Origin of the sequence: Pseudomonas sp. RA_15y_Pfl2_54, assembly GCF_963971015.1 — a bacterium.
GTDB classification, from domain to species: domain Bacteria; phylum Pseudomonadota; class Gammaproteobacteria; order Pseudomonadales; family Pseudomonadaceae; genus Aquipseudomonas; species Aquipseudomonas baetica_A.
Genome location: NZ_CAXAPN010000047.1, coordinates 1 through 19,172, shown reverse-complemented (window position 1 = coordinate 19,172; position 19,172 = coordinate 1). Strand labels below are relative to the sequence as shown.

The following is a 19,172-nucleotide window of genomic DNA, read 5'->3' as shown; positions in this document are numbered from 1 at the left end:
CTGTTGGCAGCCTCGGTTCCAGCTCTGAAGTGTGGATACGAAACTGCGGCTGACTCTGGATATGGCCGTGTGTTTTGGGCCAAGGATCAGTAAGAAAACGATGGATTACTGGTCATCCAAACCCACTGCGTTAGCGGGAACATCGTAAGCCCGCAACGTCAGAGACACCGTCGTGAAGTACCCGATGAAGGCAATGAGATCAGTGAGGCCATCATGCCCCAGCGCACCAACCGCCCTTTGGTATAACCCTACCGGAATGATGCGAGGCGCCAGCAGAGCGGAGGACATGTCATAGATGACCTGCTGGCGCGCATCCTCAAATGAGGTGGGTAACCCGGCAACCAGGGCCTGCACTTTTTCAGCCGGTAAACCACCTACGACCTCGGCCATCCATTCGTGCTCATAGCTGGCATAGGAAGCCATCCACCGCCCTGCGGTGAGAAGAACCGCGATTTCGATCTCTGCCTTTGACAAGGTATGTTGGGCTTGGTAATGGCTGCCCATATGCACCATGACTTCTGTCAACTTCAGATTTCTCACCCAAATCTTGTAAGGGCCGGGAACCATGCTTCGCGTGCCTTTGACAAGATCGTAAGCCTTCTTTTCATCGCCGGACATTTCTTCATGCCGGTGCTCCTTAAATCTTCCGAACGTGCCGAAGTGTGACTCCCTTAGTTTATGGGCCGCCGCAATGAGTTTCTTTACTGCTTCTGGATGTGTCGCCATTTCCGATACCTCATGTCTTTTGCCACTGGCAAGCATTGGTGGGCAATCACGCCCGCATCTGCCGATTATTCAACGTGGCGACTCGAGTAAACTTTCGAGAACACACTGCGACCTTCGATTTCCCAGCATTGAAAAATATAGAAAACACTGCGAGCGAAGGACTACAATTTGAACCGTTGTTAACGGTCTTCTAAAGACGCTTGGGACATCGCAGGCTTTCGTGCATGCCCATCACGTCACTTATTAATATCAGGCGGTGGAATATGTCACCCCAAAGCGAGACGACCCCCTCTACATTGACTCATCTGCTACCCAGTTCTCCGCTGCTTTGCGTAGGTGGCGCAGGCCATGGACGTGCAACGGTTCAGCTCTTCCGCAACTCACCGGCGCCAGAGCGCGTCACGGTGTCGCCTTTGCGAGATCACCTGCTGATCGTGGTGCTTTCTGGTCATGTGTTGGTAGAAGAGGACCAAGCGAACGGCGCTGGAGCGCGTAGGTGGGCGGGAAGCGGGCAAATGAGTCTGATTCCGGCAGGCACTGAAACGACGCGCCGGTTTAAAGGCAGCTCCGAAGTGCTGCTGGTCCATCTGCCTCAACATCTGGTAAGACAAACAGCGAGGGAAAGCGGTCTCTTGGACAGCCATGCGGCGCTCATGCCCCGCCTGGCAGTGGCTGACGAAGTTGTCGAAAGGCTCGGAAGACTTTTATTGGCGGCGGCATATGATTCGGAGACCGGTACCGAATTGATGCTGGATGCTTTGACCAAGGCGCTAATCATTCATCTACTGCAAAACCACTCCAGCCAGTCGCCGGAGAAAGAAATTGTTCAGCCTGCGTTGAGCAAAGGAAGACTCCAGTGCGTGATTAACCATATGCAAACGCACATGGACGAACCCCTCCCCTTATCGAGCCTCGCCGATTTGTCAGGGCTGAGTCCGTCGCAGTTTGCGCGGACTTTCCGGGCCGTTGTGGGGAAACCACCTCATGGATACCTCTTGGATTTACGGATAGACCGGGCGAGAAACTTGCTCGAAAATACCGATTTGCCAGTGATCGAAGTGGGGATGCAATGCGGCTTCGAACAGCCCAACCACTTTGCAACAATGTTCAAGAAAATTAATGGACTCAGCCCACGCGCATGGCGTATTGCGCGGCGATTGAATTAAAAGGCGGTCCGCCTTGGCGCTGACAAGGCGGCCGGACACACCCTCTGGTATCAGCAAAAAACAGGCTGACTCCGATACAGCTAAAAGACCAGTTGCACAGCACAATGGGACGGTCTATCACGGCAGTCGACAACTCAAACCGTCAACCATTACGGATTCTGGACAAGATGCTCCGCCCGATACGCCTTGAATCCACTGAGCAAAACAATAGCTGCCAGTAGCGCAACAATTGGAATAGTGGTCGCTAGAGAATATTTCAACATCGCCTCATTACGGTATCCATAGTCGGTTACTATCGCTATGACCGTTGGCCCTAGACCAAGGCCTACCAAATTGGCAGTCAGCATGTAAATTGCCGACACCTGGGCCCTGAGATTATTCGGCAGGACCAGTTGCAGAGCGGCCGGAGCAACACCGAGAAAACTGAAAGAGCAAAACATCAGCGGTAACATGACAATCTGCGCAATGCCTGCACTGTTGCAGAACGCCAGAGCCGAACCAAAAATGGCCATTCCGATTGCGGTAAAGATACCGATCCGCAGGGGGGCATCCCGATAGCCCGCCTTGAATAGTTTATCGACCAAGGCACCGCCGGCAATAATTGCCGTGGTTCCGATAAAAAGCGCCACCAGCCCCAGATAAACGCCTGCGTCCCCGGCAGACCATCCAAAGCTACGAACAAAATAGGTAGGACTCCAGGCCATCAACCCTGAGCTGACGGTGGCCAGTAATGAAAAGCCAAAAAAATGGGACAGGATGAGTCTTTTTCTTTGGAACATATACGCTAACACTTCGGCAATCGTGAAGTGCGTCTTGTGATGCGCCTCGAGACTTTTCCTTTTAGGTTCTTTAACAAACATCAAGGCAATTATTGCTAGAATTCCGGGGATGGACACAATGACAAAAGTCAACCGCCATGAAGACACAGTGCCCACTAAGGGTAACGTGACCTCTTTGAAACTCTCTGTGTAGTTAACCACCATCCCGCCAAATAACATGGCAAGGCCGACCCCCAGTGATACCCCGGTTTGAAAAATACTGATAGCCGTGGAAACGCGCTCTTTAGGAAAGTAGTCAGCAATCAAGGAGTAACTAGCTGGCATGAGTGAGCTCTCCCCTGCCCCCACACCGACTCGAGCCAAAAACATGATCCCAAAATTTTTCGCGAAACCGCACAATGCAGTGAAAAAACTCCAGACCCCAATGCCTATGGCAATGATATTCCTACGATTATAGTGGTCTGCTGCCCGTCCAACCGGGATAGCCAGCAACACATAAAATATTGCAAACGCAAATCCCTGCAGCATGCTCATTTGGGTGTCGTTGATCTGCAGTTCGCTTTTTATCGGTCCGACCAGCAAGCTGAGAATCTGACGATCAATAAACGATAACGTCAAGGCAAAGATTAAAACGCCGATGACAAACCATGGGTATACCCCCACACTTGCCTTCTGCACACTATCATCAAGCGTCGCGTTTGCTTCAGACAGGGCACTGCCTGAATGATTGCCGGAATCGAATGACATGTGAAGTTCCTCTTATTATATTTGGAATCTGAACACTGAGAGTTTTAACCTTGACCGCGTTTGACGCCCCACCTGATGTAATCTGCACGTTCCATACTATTTATAGCGTTTGGCCGGGCAGCCACCCACTCAACGCCGGTGGCTGCCCCCCCATCCGGGTCTACTCTGATTCCAATTCAGAAAATTCAACACGCAACACTTTGGCAGGCTTGAGGACGTTACCCGGCTTAAGCGACATGACACCACCGTCTGTTGTTATATAAGCGACTACGCCCGTCTCCTCCGAACCTCGCCCCCATGCGATCGCAGAGGGACCGGTCATACGCTCGTCGTACGGATTCCCGACGATGCTACGTCGATTTCCATCGTTTCCCCCCGGCGTCAGCGATATCAGGTCAATCGTGTTTTCCCGATGGGTAGTCACGTAGGCGAAACCTGCCGCTTCATCTAGGCAAAAATCATCGCCCATCATTCCGCAGGCAACTTGCTCGGGGACACCGATAGCGTTGAAGGTGTTCGGATCGACAGCCACGCGCATAAAGAGTCCTTGTGCCGTCGAGGTGTAGTACAACCAACCGGTGGTCGCAGCAAACTTCACGCCGTTTACTCCGGGTTGCTGAGGAAACGGGCCTAATGGTTGATGCTCCATGGTTGGGTGTGCAAGCCAGACGCTGGGGGCTGATACTCTGCCATCTGGGTTAACGTTCACCCGCCAGATCAGACCGGCAAAGCAATCGGCAATTAATATCACACCTTCACTGGCCTTACAGCTGCCATTCAACATGCCGATTGGCGCCGGGAATGTAGCCACAAGCTCAGGTTGCAAAGTATCGCCAGACGACCACGCACGCAGATCAACTCGATACAACATCCCTTTACCTGGGGCGGAGGAGCATACATAAAAGACGTCGTGCTCCATTTCCACAACCCCCATCGCGGGGCAATCAAAAGTGTGAAGTAATTGCGGTTTACCAGCTTGCGGGCTGCCAACCGCTGGAACCAACCAGAGCGCCCGATGAAACACCACAGTTACCAGCATTGATCCATCGGCGCGGACAGCGATGTTCTCCAAAAATGTATTTGGATCGAAAGATGCAACTTCGCACATCGTATAGTGTTTCAGGTAATGGCTAACCATTGGGGCCTCCCGTGACCTGAGCAGAGGCTTCTTCTGCCCGTAAGAAATTAACCTGAGCAACATCCGGCTCGATTGAGCTGACAGAACTAGCGGATGCCGAACAACTTGGAACCTTAGGCACCTTTCCATCCTCGGCATGCACGATGGTCATTTGGAGAAATGTACCAACCATACAGCCTCCCAAAAAAACGCTGTTACTGGCTAGCATTATTCGACTCATACCTCATACGCTACGTTCTCAAGAGCACTCCAACCAGAGTAAATGCCCCCTCACGAGGGGCATTTGATTCAAGGCACGCTAGACAGGAGCTGAGTAAGTTCTGGGTCATAGACTCCAGACAAAAGAACGAACATCACAGTCGCCGGGATATTTGAGCGGTTTTCCCAAGCATGATTTGTTCCGCACTGCACTAATACGTCGCCAGTGCGCAAGACAACTTCCGAATCATCCAGCACCAACGTAAGTTCACCTGAAAGTACGACAACATAGTCGATCGTTTCCGTGCGATGCATTAGAGCATTTCTGGACTGCGCGTTTCCCGTGTGGCCTCCTGCATTACCCAGCGCCTGGAACGCATTATTGGAGGTGGCAGAATCCAGCTTCTTAAAAACCTCGTTGGTAGGCGGCACATGACTGATGCGAATCACCGTGCCGTTAGGCGTCGGCAATTGACGTCGAGGCCCATCCGTTGTTTCAGCGGGCTGTCCTGCAATGACGGCAGGCGACTCGAAGGTCCGGAACGTGTCGATTGAAATGTAACCTGGCAGTGCGGGCGTCGAGAATACATTGGGAGGGGCCCCGTCTGCCAAAACAACAGACTTGCCATTCTTATCGTGTCCAGTCACAACGCGGCGGACAGTGAACTCGTCATGTGACACATCTGCTGCGGTCTGGGAAGGGTTCTCGTTATTCATATTTTTTCCTTCGGGATTATCTAATGGGCAAAATGATCCCCGGGGCAATCAGGGCATATTGCATATAAGTACTGTTGATTTCCGTGCACATTTGCTGATGTGTGTGTGTGGCTGGCTTTTTAACCTACCGACCGAAAATGCAACAAAGCATCTATCTATTAACGATTTTGAGTCCAGGGAATAGGAACAAGAGCGGCCGGGTCGGTATATACGTCTATCAATGCGGGACGACCACATGCCAGCGCATCCTTGAAAGCAGCTTCAAAATCAGAAGTCTTTTCGACCCGGTAGGCCTTCACGCCAAATGCCTCGGCGATAGAGGCGAAATCCGTAGGACCGAACCTCCAATTCTTTTCCAGTGCGGCACTGTCGTCCCATAGAACACGTTCTTGGTTGAAGCCGTGATTATTGTTTACAACCGTCACGGTATTGATGCCGTAACGAACGGCTGTCTCCATTTCAGCCATGTGGTAGAAGAACGCGCCATCGCCCGTGAAACAAACAACCGGCCGATCAGGGTTAGCGCATTTCGCACCCAGCGACGCTGGGAACGACCAGCCAAGCGAACCGGCAGCGCGGATAAGTGATTGACCGGTGCGATCCAAGTAGATATTACGAGCGGCCCAGCCTGCAGAGTGCCCAGTGTCAACTGCCACAAGCGCACCTTCTGGAAGCAAGTCGGACAACATCCTGCAAAGCCGTTCTGGCCGGATGGGGGATATATCCGAAGTTTCATATTCGACAGCCATCCCAGCCCATTGCTTGCGTAACGCTGCAATTCGCTCAAGCCACTGAGGAGAACCAACAGGCCCAGCCAGCTCTGCGCTGAGTTGTTCTAAGACGGCAACCGGATCTCCCAGCAACCCTACTAACAAAGGGTAGTTACGACCAAGCTCACGCGGATCAATGTCAATCTGCACTGCCTTCACGCCAGGTGTGGGAACCGTCCACAAACGGGTGGCCATACTGCCCGTACTCGAACCAATGAAAAGCACAAAGTCGGCTTCGGATACCGCAATGTTTGCGGTGTCGCGCGAATAGTCCCCTACGACACCGACACAAAGCCCATCACTTTCGGGAACGACCGCCTTCGCATCAAGAGACGTTGCGACAGGAATTTTTGAGAAATGCGCAAAGTCCAGAACCGCTGATTGCGCACGCGAGGCACGGATGCCAGAGCCGACCATAATGATCGGGCGCTTAGCTTCCCGAAGTGCTGTTACGGTGGTGCGAATGTCTTCGGGGGCTGAGGTTGGACGCATTGCCGGGCACGAACCATAGCGAGGGTCAGGCTGCATGACACTCTCGAACTCTTCCAGCAGTACACCACCCCAGAAGCCATCCAGTTCCAGGTGCACCGGCCCTGGCGAGCCAGTGGTGGCCACACGGAAAGCTTGCTGAAGCAGATCCGGTAACCGCTGCGCCTTTTCAACTCTAGCGCTGAACTTCGTCAAACCAGCAAAAATTGATCGCTGGTCGTGCTCCTGATAAAAATTGCGCTCGCGAGTATCAGGGGTACTACCTCCCGAGATGGCAAGAATCGGAGACTTTGCCATAACCGCATCCAGCAACCCGGCTGCGAGGTTAGTTGCGCCGATAGCTTGCGATCCGCACACCCCAACACGACCGGATTCACGCGCGTAGCCATCGGCCATATAGACCGCAGCCTTCTCCGAATGGGTGACGACAGACTTTATACCGATAGCAGTCATTTCCTTTATTCCTGGCGGAATAATCATGGGCACGTTGAAAAAATGGTCAACTCCGTAGGCTTTGAGTGACTCTGCAAGAACCCGATTTCCTGATTTTTTTTCCATTAGAACCTTCAATCGATTTTGGGTGGGTGAGAATAAATAGTGTCGAGGTTGCTTAAATGAATGAGTGGAGTATGCGGCGAGCCATCAAGACAGACTTTCGTAAATACACTTAAACCTTCGATTTCTCGGCATTGAAAAGTGCCGTCGGGTGCAGAAAAGCCCATAGATAAATCATTCCGCGACTTTAGCCTGCATCAAGTGTTTTACATGTAAAAATGGTTTAAGAACACTGCATGACGGAAGTTATTATTTATGCGGTGGTCAAAAACATCGCAAAATCATTGGTAGCCCAACATGAATTCCTCCTCCAGATTTAACGCACGCCGTCGTTGCGCAATGCCGTGGGCGTATAGTCGGCAGCAGAGGAAAAGAAGTTGAATTCAATAGGTTTTTTCTCTTCGTTGCGCATACCCGAAATGATGTATCTTCCATTGGACAGGTCATAAATTGCCTCCTGACCCAACCATGGAATCTGCTGGTCATAGCGTTGTGTCATGTACCCTTCCGCTACACGCCACAACGTATTTCTTGAGTCGTACTGATCGGCCAGCACGATTTGCCAGGTATCTTCATCGATGTACATGACGCGCTTTGAAAATATATGGCGTTCACCTGGTTTTAAGTTAGCCTCTACGACCCAGACACGGTGCAGTTCATAACGAAGCAAATCGCTATTAATGTGACCTGGCTTGACGATATCGCTGTAAGTCAAGGTGGGCGACTCAAGCATGTAGTTATTGTAAGGGATGTAGACTTCTTTTTTGCCCACTAACGTCCAGTCATAGCGATCAGGGGCGCCATTGTACATATCGAGATTATCACCTGTACGCTGTCCCTCGGACGCGGGGTACGGACCGTCATAAGCAATCTGGGGAGCGCGTCTGACCCGTCGCTGGCCTGCGCTGTAAATCCACGCTGAACGCGGCTCTTTAACTTGATCCAAGGGTTCGTGAACAAGCACAACATCACCCGCTAACCGCGCCGGCGCTGTAATCAGTTGTTTATAATAGAACAGTATGTTTCCAGGGTTATTCCGATCAAAATTTTTCATATGATCGCGAAAGGTCAACTGCTGAGTAAAATACACTGGGACGAAGACTCCATCCGCCAATGGCGTCGCCTGCACATAGGTGCGACGGTAACTCCCTCCACGATAACGAGTGATGTGGTTCCAAACCACCTCAAGTCCACTCTTAGGAATGGGGAACGGGATCGCAGTATCGAAATTTTCAAGACCGTTCCCGCCAGCGACCAATCGAGTATTCACTGCGTTCCGGCTTACAGCTTCATAGATTTTATCTGGCAACGCAGCAGTACGATGCGTGGGAAACACACGCAGCCGATAAGTGTCCGGATAACGCTTGAACATCGCTATCTGGCCCGGCGAAAGCTTGTCAGCGTAGTTGCCAACATTCTGCGAGTCGATGACAAATAGTGGTTTTTCAGCTTCAAATGGGTCGCTAAGTGCACCATTTATAGAGTTTGGCGTGCCAGCAGACTTATCCAGCCCTCCCGTCCACTTCGGTATGCTTCCCTGTGCATTACCCGCCCTTTCCGCACCGACGGGCGTGAGCGTGGTAGTTAGTTGCTTGGCTTCATCAGGAGAAACCGCAGCCACACTCATCTGAGTGGAAAGTGATGCGGCCGACACTAAAATTATTATTGATTTTTTCACGCTGAATTACTCCCTCTAAAAAGAGACACCGACGTTAACAGCCAGGAAATCGCGATCAATGTTTATGTTGTAATCACCACCAAAGTAGTTTGTATAAGAAATATTCGCTGAGTAGGTGTTCAGGTAGGAGGCATCAAGAGCGATACTGATCGCTTTTGAACCCTCGTTAAAGCCCGGTTCTGGACCATAACCACTGACATCGTGGGACCATGCAACGCTGGGCCGCAGCTCGACACCTGGAATTACATTCGTGTATTCCCATATGGCGCGCGCCCTGTACCCCCAGGATGTACTGGTGGCGAACCCATCACTTGTGCAGTTGTAGGGCGTGGTGCTATTAGTTTGCGCGATGCAGACTGAATTATTCGGGAATAATTCACCTTGTCCAAATGCACTGCTTCGCCCGTAACGCAAACCACCTTTTCCGCCTAGCCCGCCAATGTGTGTGACGCCCACTTCGCCAATGAGAGAAAGACGCTCTGCGCCCATGAACTGATCGAAGAAGTGCGTTGCTGTCAGCTGAGCTTGGGTGACCTCCTTACGTCGGTAGCCTTTCAAATCTTGATTGTTGGCTATTGCCACGTCACCGGAGGAAATCAGCGGGCTTGCAATCGCAACACCCGTGGGAGCCAAGATGAGATCCACGGCGTTGACTTGCAAAGGCATATTAGGTCGATAGCTGAGTTCACCTGCCAAACTCGTACCGGAAGGGAGGCTTGTATTAAAGCTGATCCCATAAAGCTGAATATTTTCCGGATACTCAACAAAGTACTTGCTGCTGCCTAGTCGATACGCTTGAACAAGCGAACCACCCGCAGCACTGGACAGGAAATTATTACAACCCCCGGCTGGGATTCCAAGATTTCCGCAAAGTGCACCAGCAAACCCCGAATCTGTTGCGTGCGGTCCACTGGTCACACCCAAATAGGACTGCCGGCTGTGATAGTTTATGAAGTAGCCAGCAAATTCACTGTTTATCTCCGGAACCAGCCAACGCAGCGCGGCCCCCCACTGGCCGTTGTTTTTAGGTTCTTTATCATCAGAACGCGGCACGATAATACCCTCAGAGGACAGATCGATGCCCAGCGGTATCAACGCCGCTCGCGCTGCCGCATTCGTTGTGAGATCAGGACCTACCGGTTGACCATTGCATCCATGGGCAAGCCCATCCACTTGCGAGAAGAAGGTAGCGCAGTTGTCAATAACGGTCTTTTCCCACTGCAACTGATAAAACGTATCAAGCGATACTTCGTCCGTCAGATTTTGCGAAACATACAGCAGATTAACGGGTATCAACCCTTCCTTGATCTCGGAGCCGGGACGTCGGATGGCGGCAACGTTGACAGGGTTAATAACATTGAGTCCGCCCGTTATAAAGGTACCTTCCCCCCAACTGAGAACCTGCCTGCCAAGACGCACGCTGCCCGGCAGTTCGCCTATTTGATAGTTGTGATAGATGAAAGCATCCAGCACCTCAGCCCCGGAAGACCGACTACCGGTATCCCTGTGACTATTGTTAATATCTTTATAGCGTAGAGAGTCGTCGGTGAGTTTAAAGTCGTACCAATACTTGCCACGAACAAATACGCCACCATCTTCATATTTCAATTCCAGGTCATGAACACCCTTGAAGATCGTAGAAAAATTTTCACCTTTTTTGAAGTTTCGCCGCCCATCGTCGGTGCCACGATTTCTCAGTAGATTAGCGTCCGGGTTTTGTAGCGACCAACTTCCACCCAATGTCAATGTCGAATCAAAGTTGCCTTCTATCTCGCCGACACTGAATTGCGCAGCCGAGACGGAGGTGCCTACAATGTTCATAAACCCAAGCAACAGCAAATGCCGACCAACCTTGGGAATAGGTATTGTTTTTTTCATATGTATTCACTCTTTTTTATTTTTATTTTTGGTACTACACAGTTTTTTTCTGACACGGCCTAACCTGCTGTTAGGCTATCTACAGCGCAACGGAGACACCTCATAGATGTTCTAAAAAAACAGAACCACGACTCACTCGAACCGGATGCCTGCTTTCAAACCCTGAGCACATCAACCTGCAGGTTTTGATTCTGATGGCGTCTCGTGATTGCCCCACGAGATGAACCAACGAACGTCAAAACGCACATGAGTTGCCCGTAAATCTGTCTGCGGGACTTGGCTTGAATCTGCGATCAAATGCCTTTAGACAACGCTCATTCTGCTTCTCTTTGGCTGGGCCTCAATCTGGAATCTACTTACTTCAAATTCAAATTACAAGTACATTTCCGAGAAATTTTGCTCTCCTTGCTCCCCTCGCACCTTCCGAATTATTGGTGACCATTCAGTCGCAAAATGCACGCGATCCAGACCACAGAAACAGCGCTCTCCATAAGGTCACGTTGGCTCATTTCCACTTGGGAAATGAGCCAACAGTCGAGCGTTTCTTAGGAAGAAAAATGGCGCGGCAGATGACGATGACTTTCAAGAATCACTGCGTGACTCAACATTCAACATCGCGCTTCTCAGCAGCAAACGCGCCCACACCCACTGACTGCGGAAGCCGGAAAAGTGCTGATGCCGCTTGAAACATAATAAGAAAAGCCTGCGGCTACAGGCTCCTCAGGTTGTTCATAGCCAGGAGTCATGCTGCATCCACCAATGAATCCGACCACCGCCAAGCGCAGCAATAGGGTTTGTGCACAGCGCCGCACGTGAGAAGTAAAACGGTACATATCACTCCCCCTGCTAGGCTGTCGGAGCCGCCGACGAGTCGGGCGACGTTAGACGCGATCGGCTCACCCCGGCATTGAACTTCCGCATGATGAGCACGAAGAACAGGGGTACAAAAAACACTGCAAAAATGGTTCCCGACAACATCCCACCAATAACGGCCGTGCCAAGCGCATGCTGGGCTCCAGCACCAGCCCCGCTGCCCAAGACCAATGGCAGCACGCCGAGAATGAACGCAAGCGATGTCATCAGGATAGGGCGCAAGCGCATACGCACAGCTTCCATCGTAGCGTCTAGCAGATCCTTGCCCTCTTCGTGAAGATCCTTGGCAAACTCTACGATGAGGATGGCATTTTTACAGGCGAGCCCGATGGTAGTGAGCAATCCGACCTGGAAGTAAATGTCGTTAAACTTCCATGTCAGGACCGCACCCGCCAAGACGCCGAATACTCCCAAAGGAATAACCAGAATCACCGAAAACGGGACCGCCCAACTCTCGTACAACGCTGCAAGTGAAAGAAACACAATCAGAATCGACAACCCATACAAGATTCCCGTCTGGCCACTTGAGGCTTTTTCCTGTCGCGACAGCCCCGTCCATTCATAGCCTATACCGGGGGGCAACTGCGCGATTGCGGCCTCGACAATAGCCATTGCTTCGCCGCTTGATGCTCGCCCCGGAAAAGCCATGCCAAGGATTTCAATCGACGGCACGCCATTGTAGCGTTCCAGTCTCGGTGAACTGGTTGCCCAGGTTGCAGTCGCAAATGAAGTAAACGGAACCATGGTCCCAGCGTTGTTCCGTACGTACCACCGGTCAATATCCGTGGGGAGCATTCGGAAACGGTCGTCACCCTGCAGCATCACTTTTTTGACACGCCCCTGGTCGATGAAGTCGTTGACGTAATTGCTGCCCCAGGCTGCGGAAATAGTGTTGTTAATATCGGCCATGGAAATACCGAGAGCACCGGCTTTGAAGGTATCAACCTGCAATCGGTAATCTGGCATATCTTCAAGACCATTAGGCCGTACAGCGACCAAGCGCTGATCCTTGGTGAGTATGCCCAGCAACTGATTACGAGCCTGCATCATAGCTGCATGGCCGAGGTTTGCTTCGTCCTTAAGCATCAGATCGAACCCCGTTGCGTTACCTAGCTCCGAGACGGCGGGCGGCGCAAAGGCGAAGATCCTGGCGTCCCTAATGGTGTTGAAAAAGGCGCCAGCCTTGGCCGCGACATCGGTGACACTCAGGCCAGGCCCCGTGCGCTCGTCCCAGGGTTTGAGTTGAACAAAAGCGAAGCCCATATTTTGGCCACTGCCCGCGAAACTGAAGCCTGACACGGAGAACACGCCTTCTACCGCATCTTTTTGATCGACCAGGAAGTGATGTTCAACTTGCTTGATAATCTCGTCCGTTCGCGCCCTAGTGGCACCTGGCGGCAATTGCATATTGGTGAAAAGCGTCCCCTGGTCCTCGTTCGGTAAAAAACCGACCGGCAACTTCATGAAGACGAAAACCACCAACGCTACAACCACCGCATAAACCAGCATGTACCGCCAACCCTTGTTCAGCATGTGGCTGACGACGCCCTGGTAACGGAGATTGCCTCGTTCAAAAGTACGGTTGAACCAGCCAAAAAAACCGCGGGTGGCCAACGTATGCCCTTGCGCAGCCGGTTTGAGCATCGTCGCGCACAAGGCTGGGGTGAGGACCAATGCGGCAAGTACCGACAACGACATCGCTGAGACAATGGTGATGGAAAACTGGCGGTAAATAACGCCACTCGAACCGCTGAAGAACGCCATGGGGACGAACACAGCAGCCAATACCAGCGCGACTCCGACCAATGCACCGGTGATCTGATCCATCGACTTGCGCGTCGCTTCCCTGGGCGGCAAACCCTCATCGCTCATGACCCGTTCGACGTTTTCAACGACAACAATTGCGTCATCCACCAGAAGTCCGATGGCAAGCACCATGGCAAACATGGTCAAGGTATTGATCGTGAAGCCGCAAACAGCCAGGACCCCAAAAGTACCCAAGAGCACTACCGGCACCGCGATGGTCGGGATCAAGGTGGCGCGAAGGTTCTGCATAAACAGATACATGACCAGAAACACCAGCACCACCGCCTCGACTAACGTACGCACGACCTCTTCAATCGAGATGCGCACGAAGGGTGTGGTGTCATAGGGTTTGTGCACCTTCATTCCTTCGGGAAAGAACGCTTCCAGCTGCGCCAGGCGCGCATCAATAGCTTTGACGGTATCCAGCGCATTGGCACCGGTGGCCAACTTAATCGCCAATCCAGCCGCAGGCTTTCCGTTATAGCGACCTATCGTGTTGTAGGTCTCGCTGCCCAGTTCGATACGGGCAACGTCGCGCAAACGCACTCTCGAACCATCGGTCAGAGTGCGCAACACGATGTTCTCGAACTCCTCGGCCGTTCGCATACGGGTTTGCGCGGTGATCGTCGCATTAAGCTGTTGGTTGCTCGCTGCTGGCAGGCCACCCAACTGGCCTGCAGACACCTGAACGTTTTGCGCCTGAATGGCAGTTTTAACGTCCACCGGCGTCAGACTGAAGCTGGTGAGCTCATCGGGGTTGAGCCAAATCCGCATGGCGTGTTGCGATCCGAACAAGGTCGTATCGCCGACGCCCTCAACACGACTGATGGCTTCCTGGACATTCGCCGCCACGTAGTCCGACAGATCGGAACCGTTCATGCTTCCATCTTCTGATGTAAAAGCCAGAACGTTAAGGTAGTTGCTGGCCGATTTACTGACAGATACGCCTTGCTGCTGTACCTCTTGCGGCAACAACGGCGTGGCGAGCGCCAATTTATTCTGCACCTGTACTTGGGCTGTGTCTGGATTGGTCCCGTTCTCGAATGTCAGCGTGATGGTGACGGTGCCTGAGGACTCACTGGTCGAAGCCATGTAACTCAGCCGATCCAACCCCTTCATCTTCTGTTCGATAACTTGGGTAACTGTATCCTCCAGTGTTTTAGCTGAAGCACCAGGATAGGTCGCGACAATTGCCACGGCAGGTGGCGCAATGGCTGGATATTGTGCGATAGGTAATGTCAGGACGGAGATAAGACCCGCCAGCATCACAATGATGGCAAGGACCCATGCGAAGATCGGACGATCAATAAAAAAGCGCGCCATTTTCGTCTGCTTCCTATTGATTTTCAGCGGATGGTTTCACTGCAGAAAGATCGGCAGTGTATGAGCGCGTGGGCTGCCCTGGGGTCCATGGCGTTACCTCGACCTCTAAGCCAGGCGCAGCGCGTTGCTGGCCGTCCACAACCAGTTGGTCACCTGCCTGCAAACCGCTACGAATCAACCACTGATCACCAATGGCGCGGTCGGTTTCTAATACGCGACGCTCCAGCTTATTGCCGGCCCCCACAATATAAACTGTCGGTTTACCAGTGCTGTCTCGACTGACAGCTTGTTGCGGTACTAACACCCCCTGCTCTTTTATCCCTATTTGCATAACAGCCCGTACATACATACCCGGCAACAGGTCCGCATTGGGATTTGGAAACACCGCACGCAGGGTGATTGCGCCAGTATCCTGATTCACGGTTACGTCAGAGAATTCCAACCGTCCCTCCAGGGGGTAAGTACGACCATTCTCCAGCACCAGCGCTACCTTTGCGGCGTTAGCTCCGACTTTCTGGATCTCCCCCTTTGCAAGGGATTCTTTGAGGTTGAGCAGCGCCGCACTGGATTGCGTTACGTCTACGTAGATGGGGTCGAGTTGCTGAATCGTAGCCATTGCTGTGGCCTGACTAGCGGTCACCAGCGCGCCGGGAGTCACGGCTGACCGCCCTACGCGTCCAGATATCGGCGCGTCCACGTGGGCATAAGCCAGGTTGATACGACTGGTTTCCACATTGGCCTTCGCTGCTGCGACATCTGCCTTTATCTCGCCCAGGTTGGCGACGGCGTCGTCGTACTCCTGCTGACTCACCGCATTGATGATGATCAGTTCCTTGTAACGATCAGATTTTAGCTGAGCGGTTCTAAGACTTGCCTGGGCCTTGGCCAGCGCTGCGACATTGCTGTTGTAGGCTGCTTGGTAGGGCGCAGGATCAATTTCATAGAGCGTCTGCCCAGCCTTTACGTCACTTCCTTCGCGAAAGTTCCGAGCCTTGATGATCCCATTCACCTGCGGACGGACGTCGGCGACTAAGTAAGGCACAGTGCGACCCGGTAGCTCTGTACTCAACTCAACCGGCTGCTTTTTGACCGTAATCACACCCACAACCGGCGTCCCGGCTGCAGGTGGAGGGCCTATCGGGGGTTTGCCGCACGCACTGATGAGGCAGGAAATCGCCACGACAGCGACGGATGGTAAAAGAACTGCTTTGCGCATGACGAAGCTCCAAAAGTAGGAAGACGCAAACAATAACTAAACGGTACGGTATAGTTATTTGACGATGCGTTCCAAGTCAAGCAATACTGAACGCATTGGTTTAGAAAAAGAGATTCCGCTATGAGAGTCAAAACAGAAGAGAAGCGTGAAGCTATCCTTGCAGCTGCCTCCCAGGTCTTTCAGGGTGCAGGCTTTGAAGGCGCCTCGATGGGAGAGATTGCTGCCTTGGTGGGCGGGTCAAAAGCCACGTTGTATGGCTACTTCAGCTCCAAGGAAGAGTTATTTGTGGCCGCCATGAATGAGGAAGCCGTGAAAGAGTTTGAGCCCGTCTTCGCGACACTGGACAAAGAGGTTGAAGACCTGCAAGAGACCTTGCAGGTCAGTGGCGAGCACGTATTGGAGTTCCTGTGCTCAGCGACGCGAATCCAGACACGACGAGCCATCATCGCCGAGTCCGGACGAAGCACTATCGGAAAGCGCTTTCATGAACTGGGGCCCAAGGTAGGAATAAAGAGAACAGCCGAGTTTCTCGAGAGACAAATGACCCTGGGAAACCTCAGACGATCGGATCCGCTACTGGCAGCCGCTCAACTCACCGCGCTACTTGAGTGTGAAACCGTTACACCACTGATGCTGGGCATAAAAGAAAAACTCACGAAGTCAGAGATTAAAGGTTCTGTTGAGCGAGCCGTGAAGACATTTCTTGCCGCTTATGCCACCTCACACCAGGCGACAGAAACATCAGCAGTAGGGCTAGCCATTAAAAGCTCCAGGAACACCGAGTCCTACCTGTAAGAGATAACGTTCCAAAGCGTGTAGGTTTTCATGTGTAACGATCGCCCCGACGTAGCCATCAGGGCGCACCAATATCCAATCGCCCGTGGCCGGCTCATACGCTTCATAAAAGTGCCCTTGTTCATCAATGACATCGCCATGGGGGCCGAAAGTATGGATATGCAGTCCTGCACGAGACAGCACAGCGTCGCGATCCAAGCCATAACCCAGCAAAGTCCAATGGGGGCCTTTATAAAGATTGAACAACCGCGAAGGATGTCCGGCTGCTCCGCTGATCGGCGCATCGGGGGCTCGATCGCCCGCTGACAAACCGTCAAGTCGCTCAGGCTGTTCCTGGGACAACGTGGACTCGGGATAGCCGATATCGAGTTGGTGCACCTCGCGGCCACGGCGCATATTGCCATGCTTCTGGGCCTCGAGCAGTCGGGTCGCCAGGCCCAGCATTGACGCCGCCACCGGCCGTCGCTCCTGCTCATAACTGTCAAGCAACGCTTCTGGTGCTCCCTGGATAACTGCAGCCAGCTTCCAGCCCAGGTTATAGGCATCCTGCACGCTGGTATTGAGGCCCTGCCCCCCTGTGGGCGGATGAATATGCGCCGCATCCCCCACGAGGAATACTCGATCCATACGGTAGTGATCGGCAAGCCGGGCATTCATCGTATAGAGCGAAGTCCAGGACAGCGATTGAACCTGAATGTCATCGCGTCCCGTGCGCTGCGCCACCAAAGTCGTCAACGCCTCTGCGGTAAGTTCAATATCACCCTCGAGAGGAACCGGCCCCTGTATTTGAAACAAGTGAGTACCAGCCAGCGGGCATAACGAGATCTGCCGAGTCATATCGCCATCGTTGAATCGGTGCCAATAATCACGCGATAAACCCGTTATCACCGCATCGACCACCAAGGCACGGACGCCTAGAGTCTTGCCTGGAAAGCCAATACCTAAAGAATGACGCACGAGACTGCGGCCACCATCTGCACCTACCAACCATCGCACACGCAGCGTTTCTTCGCCGCCCTTGCCTGCCAGTTGCGCTGTCACACCGTCAGCGTCCTGCACGAAATCGACCAACTCGCAGGAAAATTCCGGTATCTGCCCCAGTTCCATCAGGCGCTCACGCATCACCCGCTCGGTTAAAAATTGCGGCACCATCAAAGGCAAATGATAAGGTTCGGCCGAGGTTGGCTTCCCGCGTTCCATTACATCAGCGTCGCTGTAGCTACCGTCGTTGTGGTATAGCCGCTCAGGCGGATAGACGCCTCCAGCGGCAACAATTCGATCGAGGATACCGATGTCCTCGAATATTTCCTGAGTTCTAGGCTGAATACCCTTGCCGCGGGATCCGTGGAACGGCTGCGCCGCTTTCTCGATCAGACGAAATGATATTCCCCTCCTCGCTAGATCGATTGCAAGCATCAGACCAGCAGCTCCCGCGCCGCAAATCAAAACATCTACTGCAAATTGCTCTTTCATAACGCCCCCGATTAAGTGCACTATGCACATACTTGGAGGAGTAAAGTGCTGTGTCAACAAAAAAAGTGCAAAATACACATATTAGCGCTCAGCTTCGAGAGCTTCACGGAGCGTTGCTAGAGATCGTAGGTGTGATGAATCGCCCTCAGCGTGATGAGGCGATGGTGCGAGAAGCCGGTATTTCTTTAGATGGCGCCCTGTTCCCGCTGCTGGTCCTGGTGGAGCGGCTGGGACCCATTGGCATAGTCGACCTTGCTGACCGCGTCGGACGCGATTACACCACTGTCAGTCGCCAAGTTTCAAAGCTGGAGGACCTTGGATTAGTCGACCGCAAGCAAGGCAAGCATGACCGCCGGGTCCGTGAGGCCGTTGTTACCAAAGGAGGCAAGGCAATGACTGATCGCGTCGATGAGGCTCGAGAGAGAATTGGACTGTCTATTTTTGCAACGTGGAAAGAGCGAGATGTTTCAGATCTAGTTCGTCTTATGGGAAGGTTCGCCGATGACATCAAAAAAGATCACCGGATGGCTCAAAAAAATTGACTAACGATAGGGTTGGGCCGTCGACATCATGATCATTGAGAGTTAATCCATTACAGTCTTGAGTCACCGCTCAAAAAATAATTTTGTGCGATAACTGTTTGGACTTGCCCCTACCAAACCGGACACCAACTCCCCGTTAAATTGATGCTGCCGCTAAGCGCCTGAACTCCCTCGGTGAGCGATAGTTCAAGGCGCTGTGTGGATGCTGCTCGTTGTAGTGCTCGAAGGCAATTGCCAAGTTACGCAACGCCGTTTCTCGATCCGGCTTGGGCATGTGCGCCACGTAATCTCGCTTAATCGTCT

Annotated in this window: 14 protein-coding genes; 3 read left to right on the top strand and 11 right to left on the bottom strand. The window is 52.6% G+C overall.

The window, feature by feature from the left end:
• Positions 1–105 precede the first annotated feature (105 nt).
• On the bottom strand, positions 106–726 hold the full coding sequence (locus AACY50_RS26385; protein ID WP_339508505.1) for a hypothetical protein: 621 nt from the start codon (positions 724–726) through the stop codon (positions 106–108).
• A 224-nt stretch (positions 727–950) separates the two neighbouring features.
• Between AACY50_RS26385 and AACY50_RS26380 the strand changes: the two genes are divergently transcribed.
• Positions 951–1,892: a helix-turn-helix domain-containing protein gene (locus AACY50_RS26380; protein WP_339539540.1), complete on the top strand. Its 942-nt coding sequence runs from the start codon at positions 951–953 to the stop codon at positions 1,890–1,892.
• 149 nt (positions 1,893–2,041) lie between these two features.
• Here AACY50_RS26380 and AACY50_RS26375 read toward each other — a convergent pair whose 3' ends face one another.
• From AACY50_RS26375 to AACY50_RS26340, 8 genes are all read right to left on the bottom strand, one after another.
• Positions 2,042–3,418 carry a spinster family MFS transporter gene (locus AACY50_RS26375; protein ID WP_339508509.1) on the bottom strand — a complete coding sequence of 459 codons (1,377 nt, stop codon included), beginning with the start codon at positions 3,416–3,418 and terminating at the stop codon, positions 2,042–2,044.
• A gap of 160 nt (positions 3,419–3,578) precedes the next feature.
• Entirely contained in the window at positions 3,579–4,556 is a 978-nt protein-coding gene (locus AACY50_RS26370) for a hypothetical protein (RefSeq protein ID WP_339508511.1), read from the bottom strand.
• 288 nt (positions 4,557–4,844) lie between these two features.
• Positions 4,845–5,471, bottom strand: coding sequence for a cupin domain-containing protein (locus tag AACY50_RS26365; protein WP_339508513.1), 627 nt, complete (start codon positions 5,469–5,471; stop codon positions 4,845–4,847).
• Positions 5,472–5,629: 158 nt separating this feature from the next.
• Entirely contained in the window at positions 5,630–7,288 is a 1,659-nt protein-coding gene (locus tag AACY50_RS26360; protein WP_339508515.1) for a thiamine pyrophosphate-binding protein, read from the bottom strand.
• A 313-nt stretch (positions 7,289–7,601) separates the two neighbouring features.
• Entirely contained in the window at positions 7,602–8,963 is a 1,362-nt protein-coding gene (locus AACY50_RS26355; protein ID WP_445261504.1) for a DUF1329 domain-containing protein, read from the bottom strand.
• 15 nt (positions 8,964–8,978) lie between these two features.
• Positions 8,979–10,841 carry a DUF1302 domain-containing protein gene (locus AACY50_RS26350; protein ID WP_339539537.1) on the bottom strand — a complete coding sequence of 621 codons (1,863 nt, stop codon included), beginning with the start codon at positions 10,839–10,841 and terminating at the stop codon, positions 8,979–8,981.
• An 846-nt stretch (positions 10,842–11,687) separates the two neighbouring features.
• Positions 11,688–14,843: an efflux RND transporter permease subunit gene (locus AACY50_RS26345; RefSeq protein WP_339507724.1), complete on the bottom strand. Its 3,156-nt coding sequence runs from the start codon at positions 14,841–14,843 to the stop codon at positions 11,688–11,690.
• Positions 14,844–14,856: 13 nt separating this feature from the next.
• Positions 14,857–16,059, bottom strand: a complete 1,203-nt coding sequence (locus tag AACY50_RS26340) for an efflux RND transporter periplasmic adaptor subunit (protein ID WP_339507725.1) — start codon at positions 16,057–16,059, stop codon at positions 14,857–14,859.
• 120 nt (positions 16,060–16,179) lie between these two features.
• On the opposite strand from AACY50_RS26340, the gene AACY50_RS26335 reads away from it, so the two are divergent.
• On the top strand, positions 16,180–16,854 hold the full coding sequence (locus tag AACY50_RS26335; protein WP_339507726.1) for a TetR/AcrR family transcriptional regulator: 675 nt from the start codon (positions 16,180–16,182) through the stop codon (positions 16,852–16,854).
• Here the strand turns inward: AACY50_RS26335 and AACY50_RS26330 are convergent.
• The gene (locus tag AACY50_RS26330) at positions 16,813–18,327 is read right to left on the bottom strand and encodes an FAD-dependent oxidoreductase (protein ID WP_339507727.1); all 1,515 of its coding nucleotides are present in this window, start codon (positions 18,325–18,327) and stop codon (positions 16,813–16,815) included. The genes AACY50_RS26335 and AACY50_RS26330 overlap by 42 nt on opposite strands.
• A 50-nt stretch (positions 18,328–18,377) precedes the next feature.
• Here AACY50_RS26330 and AACY50_RS26325 point away from each other — a divergent pair, with 50 nt between their 5' ends.
• Positions 18,378–18,869 carry a MarR family winged helix-turn-helix transcriptional regulator gene (locus AACY50_RS26325; protein WP_339482024.1) on the top strand — a complete coding sequence of 164 codons (492 nt, stop codon included), beginning with the start codon at positions 18,378–18,380 and terminating at the stop codon, positions 18,867–18,869.
• A 136-nt stretch (positions 18,870–19,005) separates the two neighbouring features.
• On the opposite strand, the gene AACY50_RS26320 is transcribed toward AACY50_RS26325, so the two are convergent.
• Positions 19,006–19,172 (bottom strand): integrase core domain-containing protein (locus tag AACY50_RS26320; protein WP_339466725.1); only part of this gene is annotated, 167 nt, incomplete at its 5' end.

Coding starts and splice junctions, on each gene's coding strand:
- AACY50_RS26330 (WP_339507727.1), bottom strand. CDS start 18,327: ATGAAAGAGCAATTTGCAGTAGATGTTTTGATTTGCGGCGCGGGAGCT.
- AACY50_RS26365 (WP_339508513.1), bottom strand. CDS start 5,471: ATGAATAACGAGAACCCTTCCCAGACCGCAGCAGATGTGTCACATGAC.
- AACY50_RS26370 (WP_339508511.1), bottom strand. CDS start 4,556: ATGGTTAGCCATTACCTGAAACACTATACGATGTGCGAAGTTGCATCT.
- AACY50_RS26335 (WP_339507726.1), top strand. CDS start 16,180: ATGAGAGTCAAAACAGAAGAGAAGCGTGAAGCTATCCTTGCAGCTGCC.
- AACY50_RS26340 (WP_339507725.1), bottom strand. CDS start 16,059: ATGCGCAAAGCAGTTCTTTTACCATCCGTCGCTGTCGTGGCGATTTCC.
- AACY50_RS26380 (WP_339539540.1), top strand. CDS start 951: ATGCCCATCACGTCACTTATTAATATCAGGCGGTGGAATATGTCACCC.
- AACY50_RS26385 (WP_339508505.1), bottom strand. CDS start 726: ATGGCGACACATCCAGAAGCAGTAAAGAAACTCATTGCGGCGGCCCAT.
- AACY50_RS26350 (WP_339539537.1), bottom strand. CDS start 10,841: ATGAAAAAAACAATACCTATTCCCAAGGTTGGTCGGCATTTGCTGTTG.
- AACY50_RS26360 (WP_339508515.1), bottom strand. CDS start 7,288: ATGGAAAAAAAATCAGGAAATCGGGTTCTTGCAGAGTCACTCAAAGCC.
- AACY50_RS26345 (WP_339507724.1), bottom strand. CDS start 14,843: ATGGCGCGCTTTTTTATTGATCGTCCGATCTTCGCATGGGTCCTTGCC.
- AACY50_RS26375 (WP_339508509.1), bottom strand. CDS start 3,418: ATGTCATTCGATTCCGGCAATCATTCAGGCAGTGCCCTGTCTGAAGCA.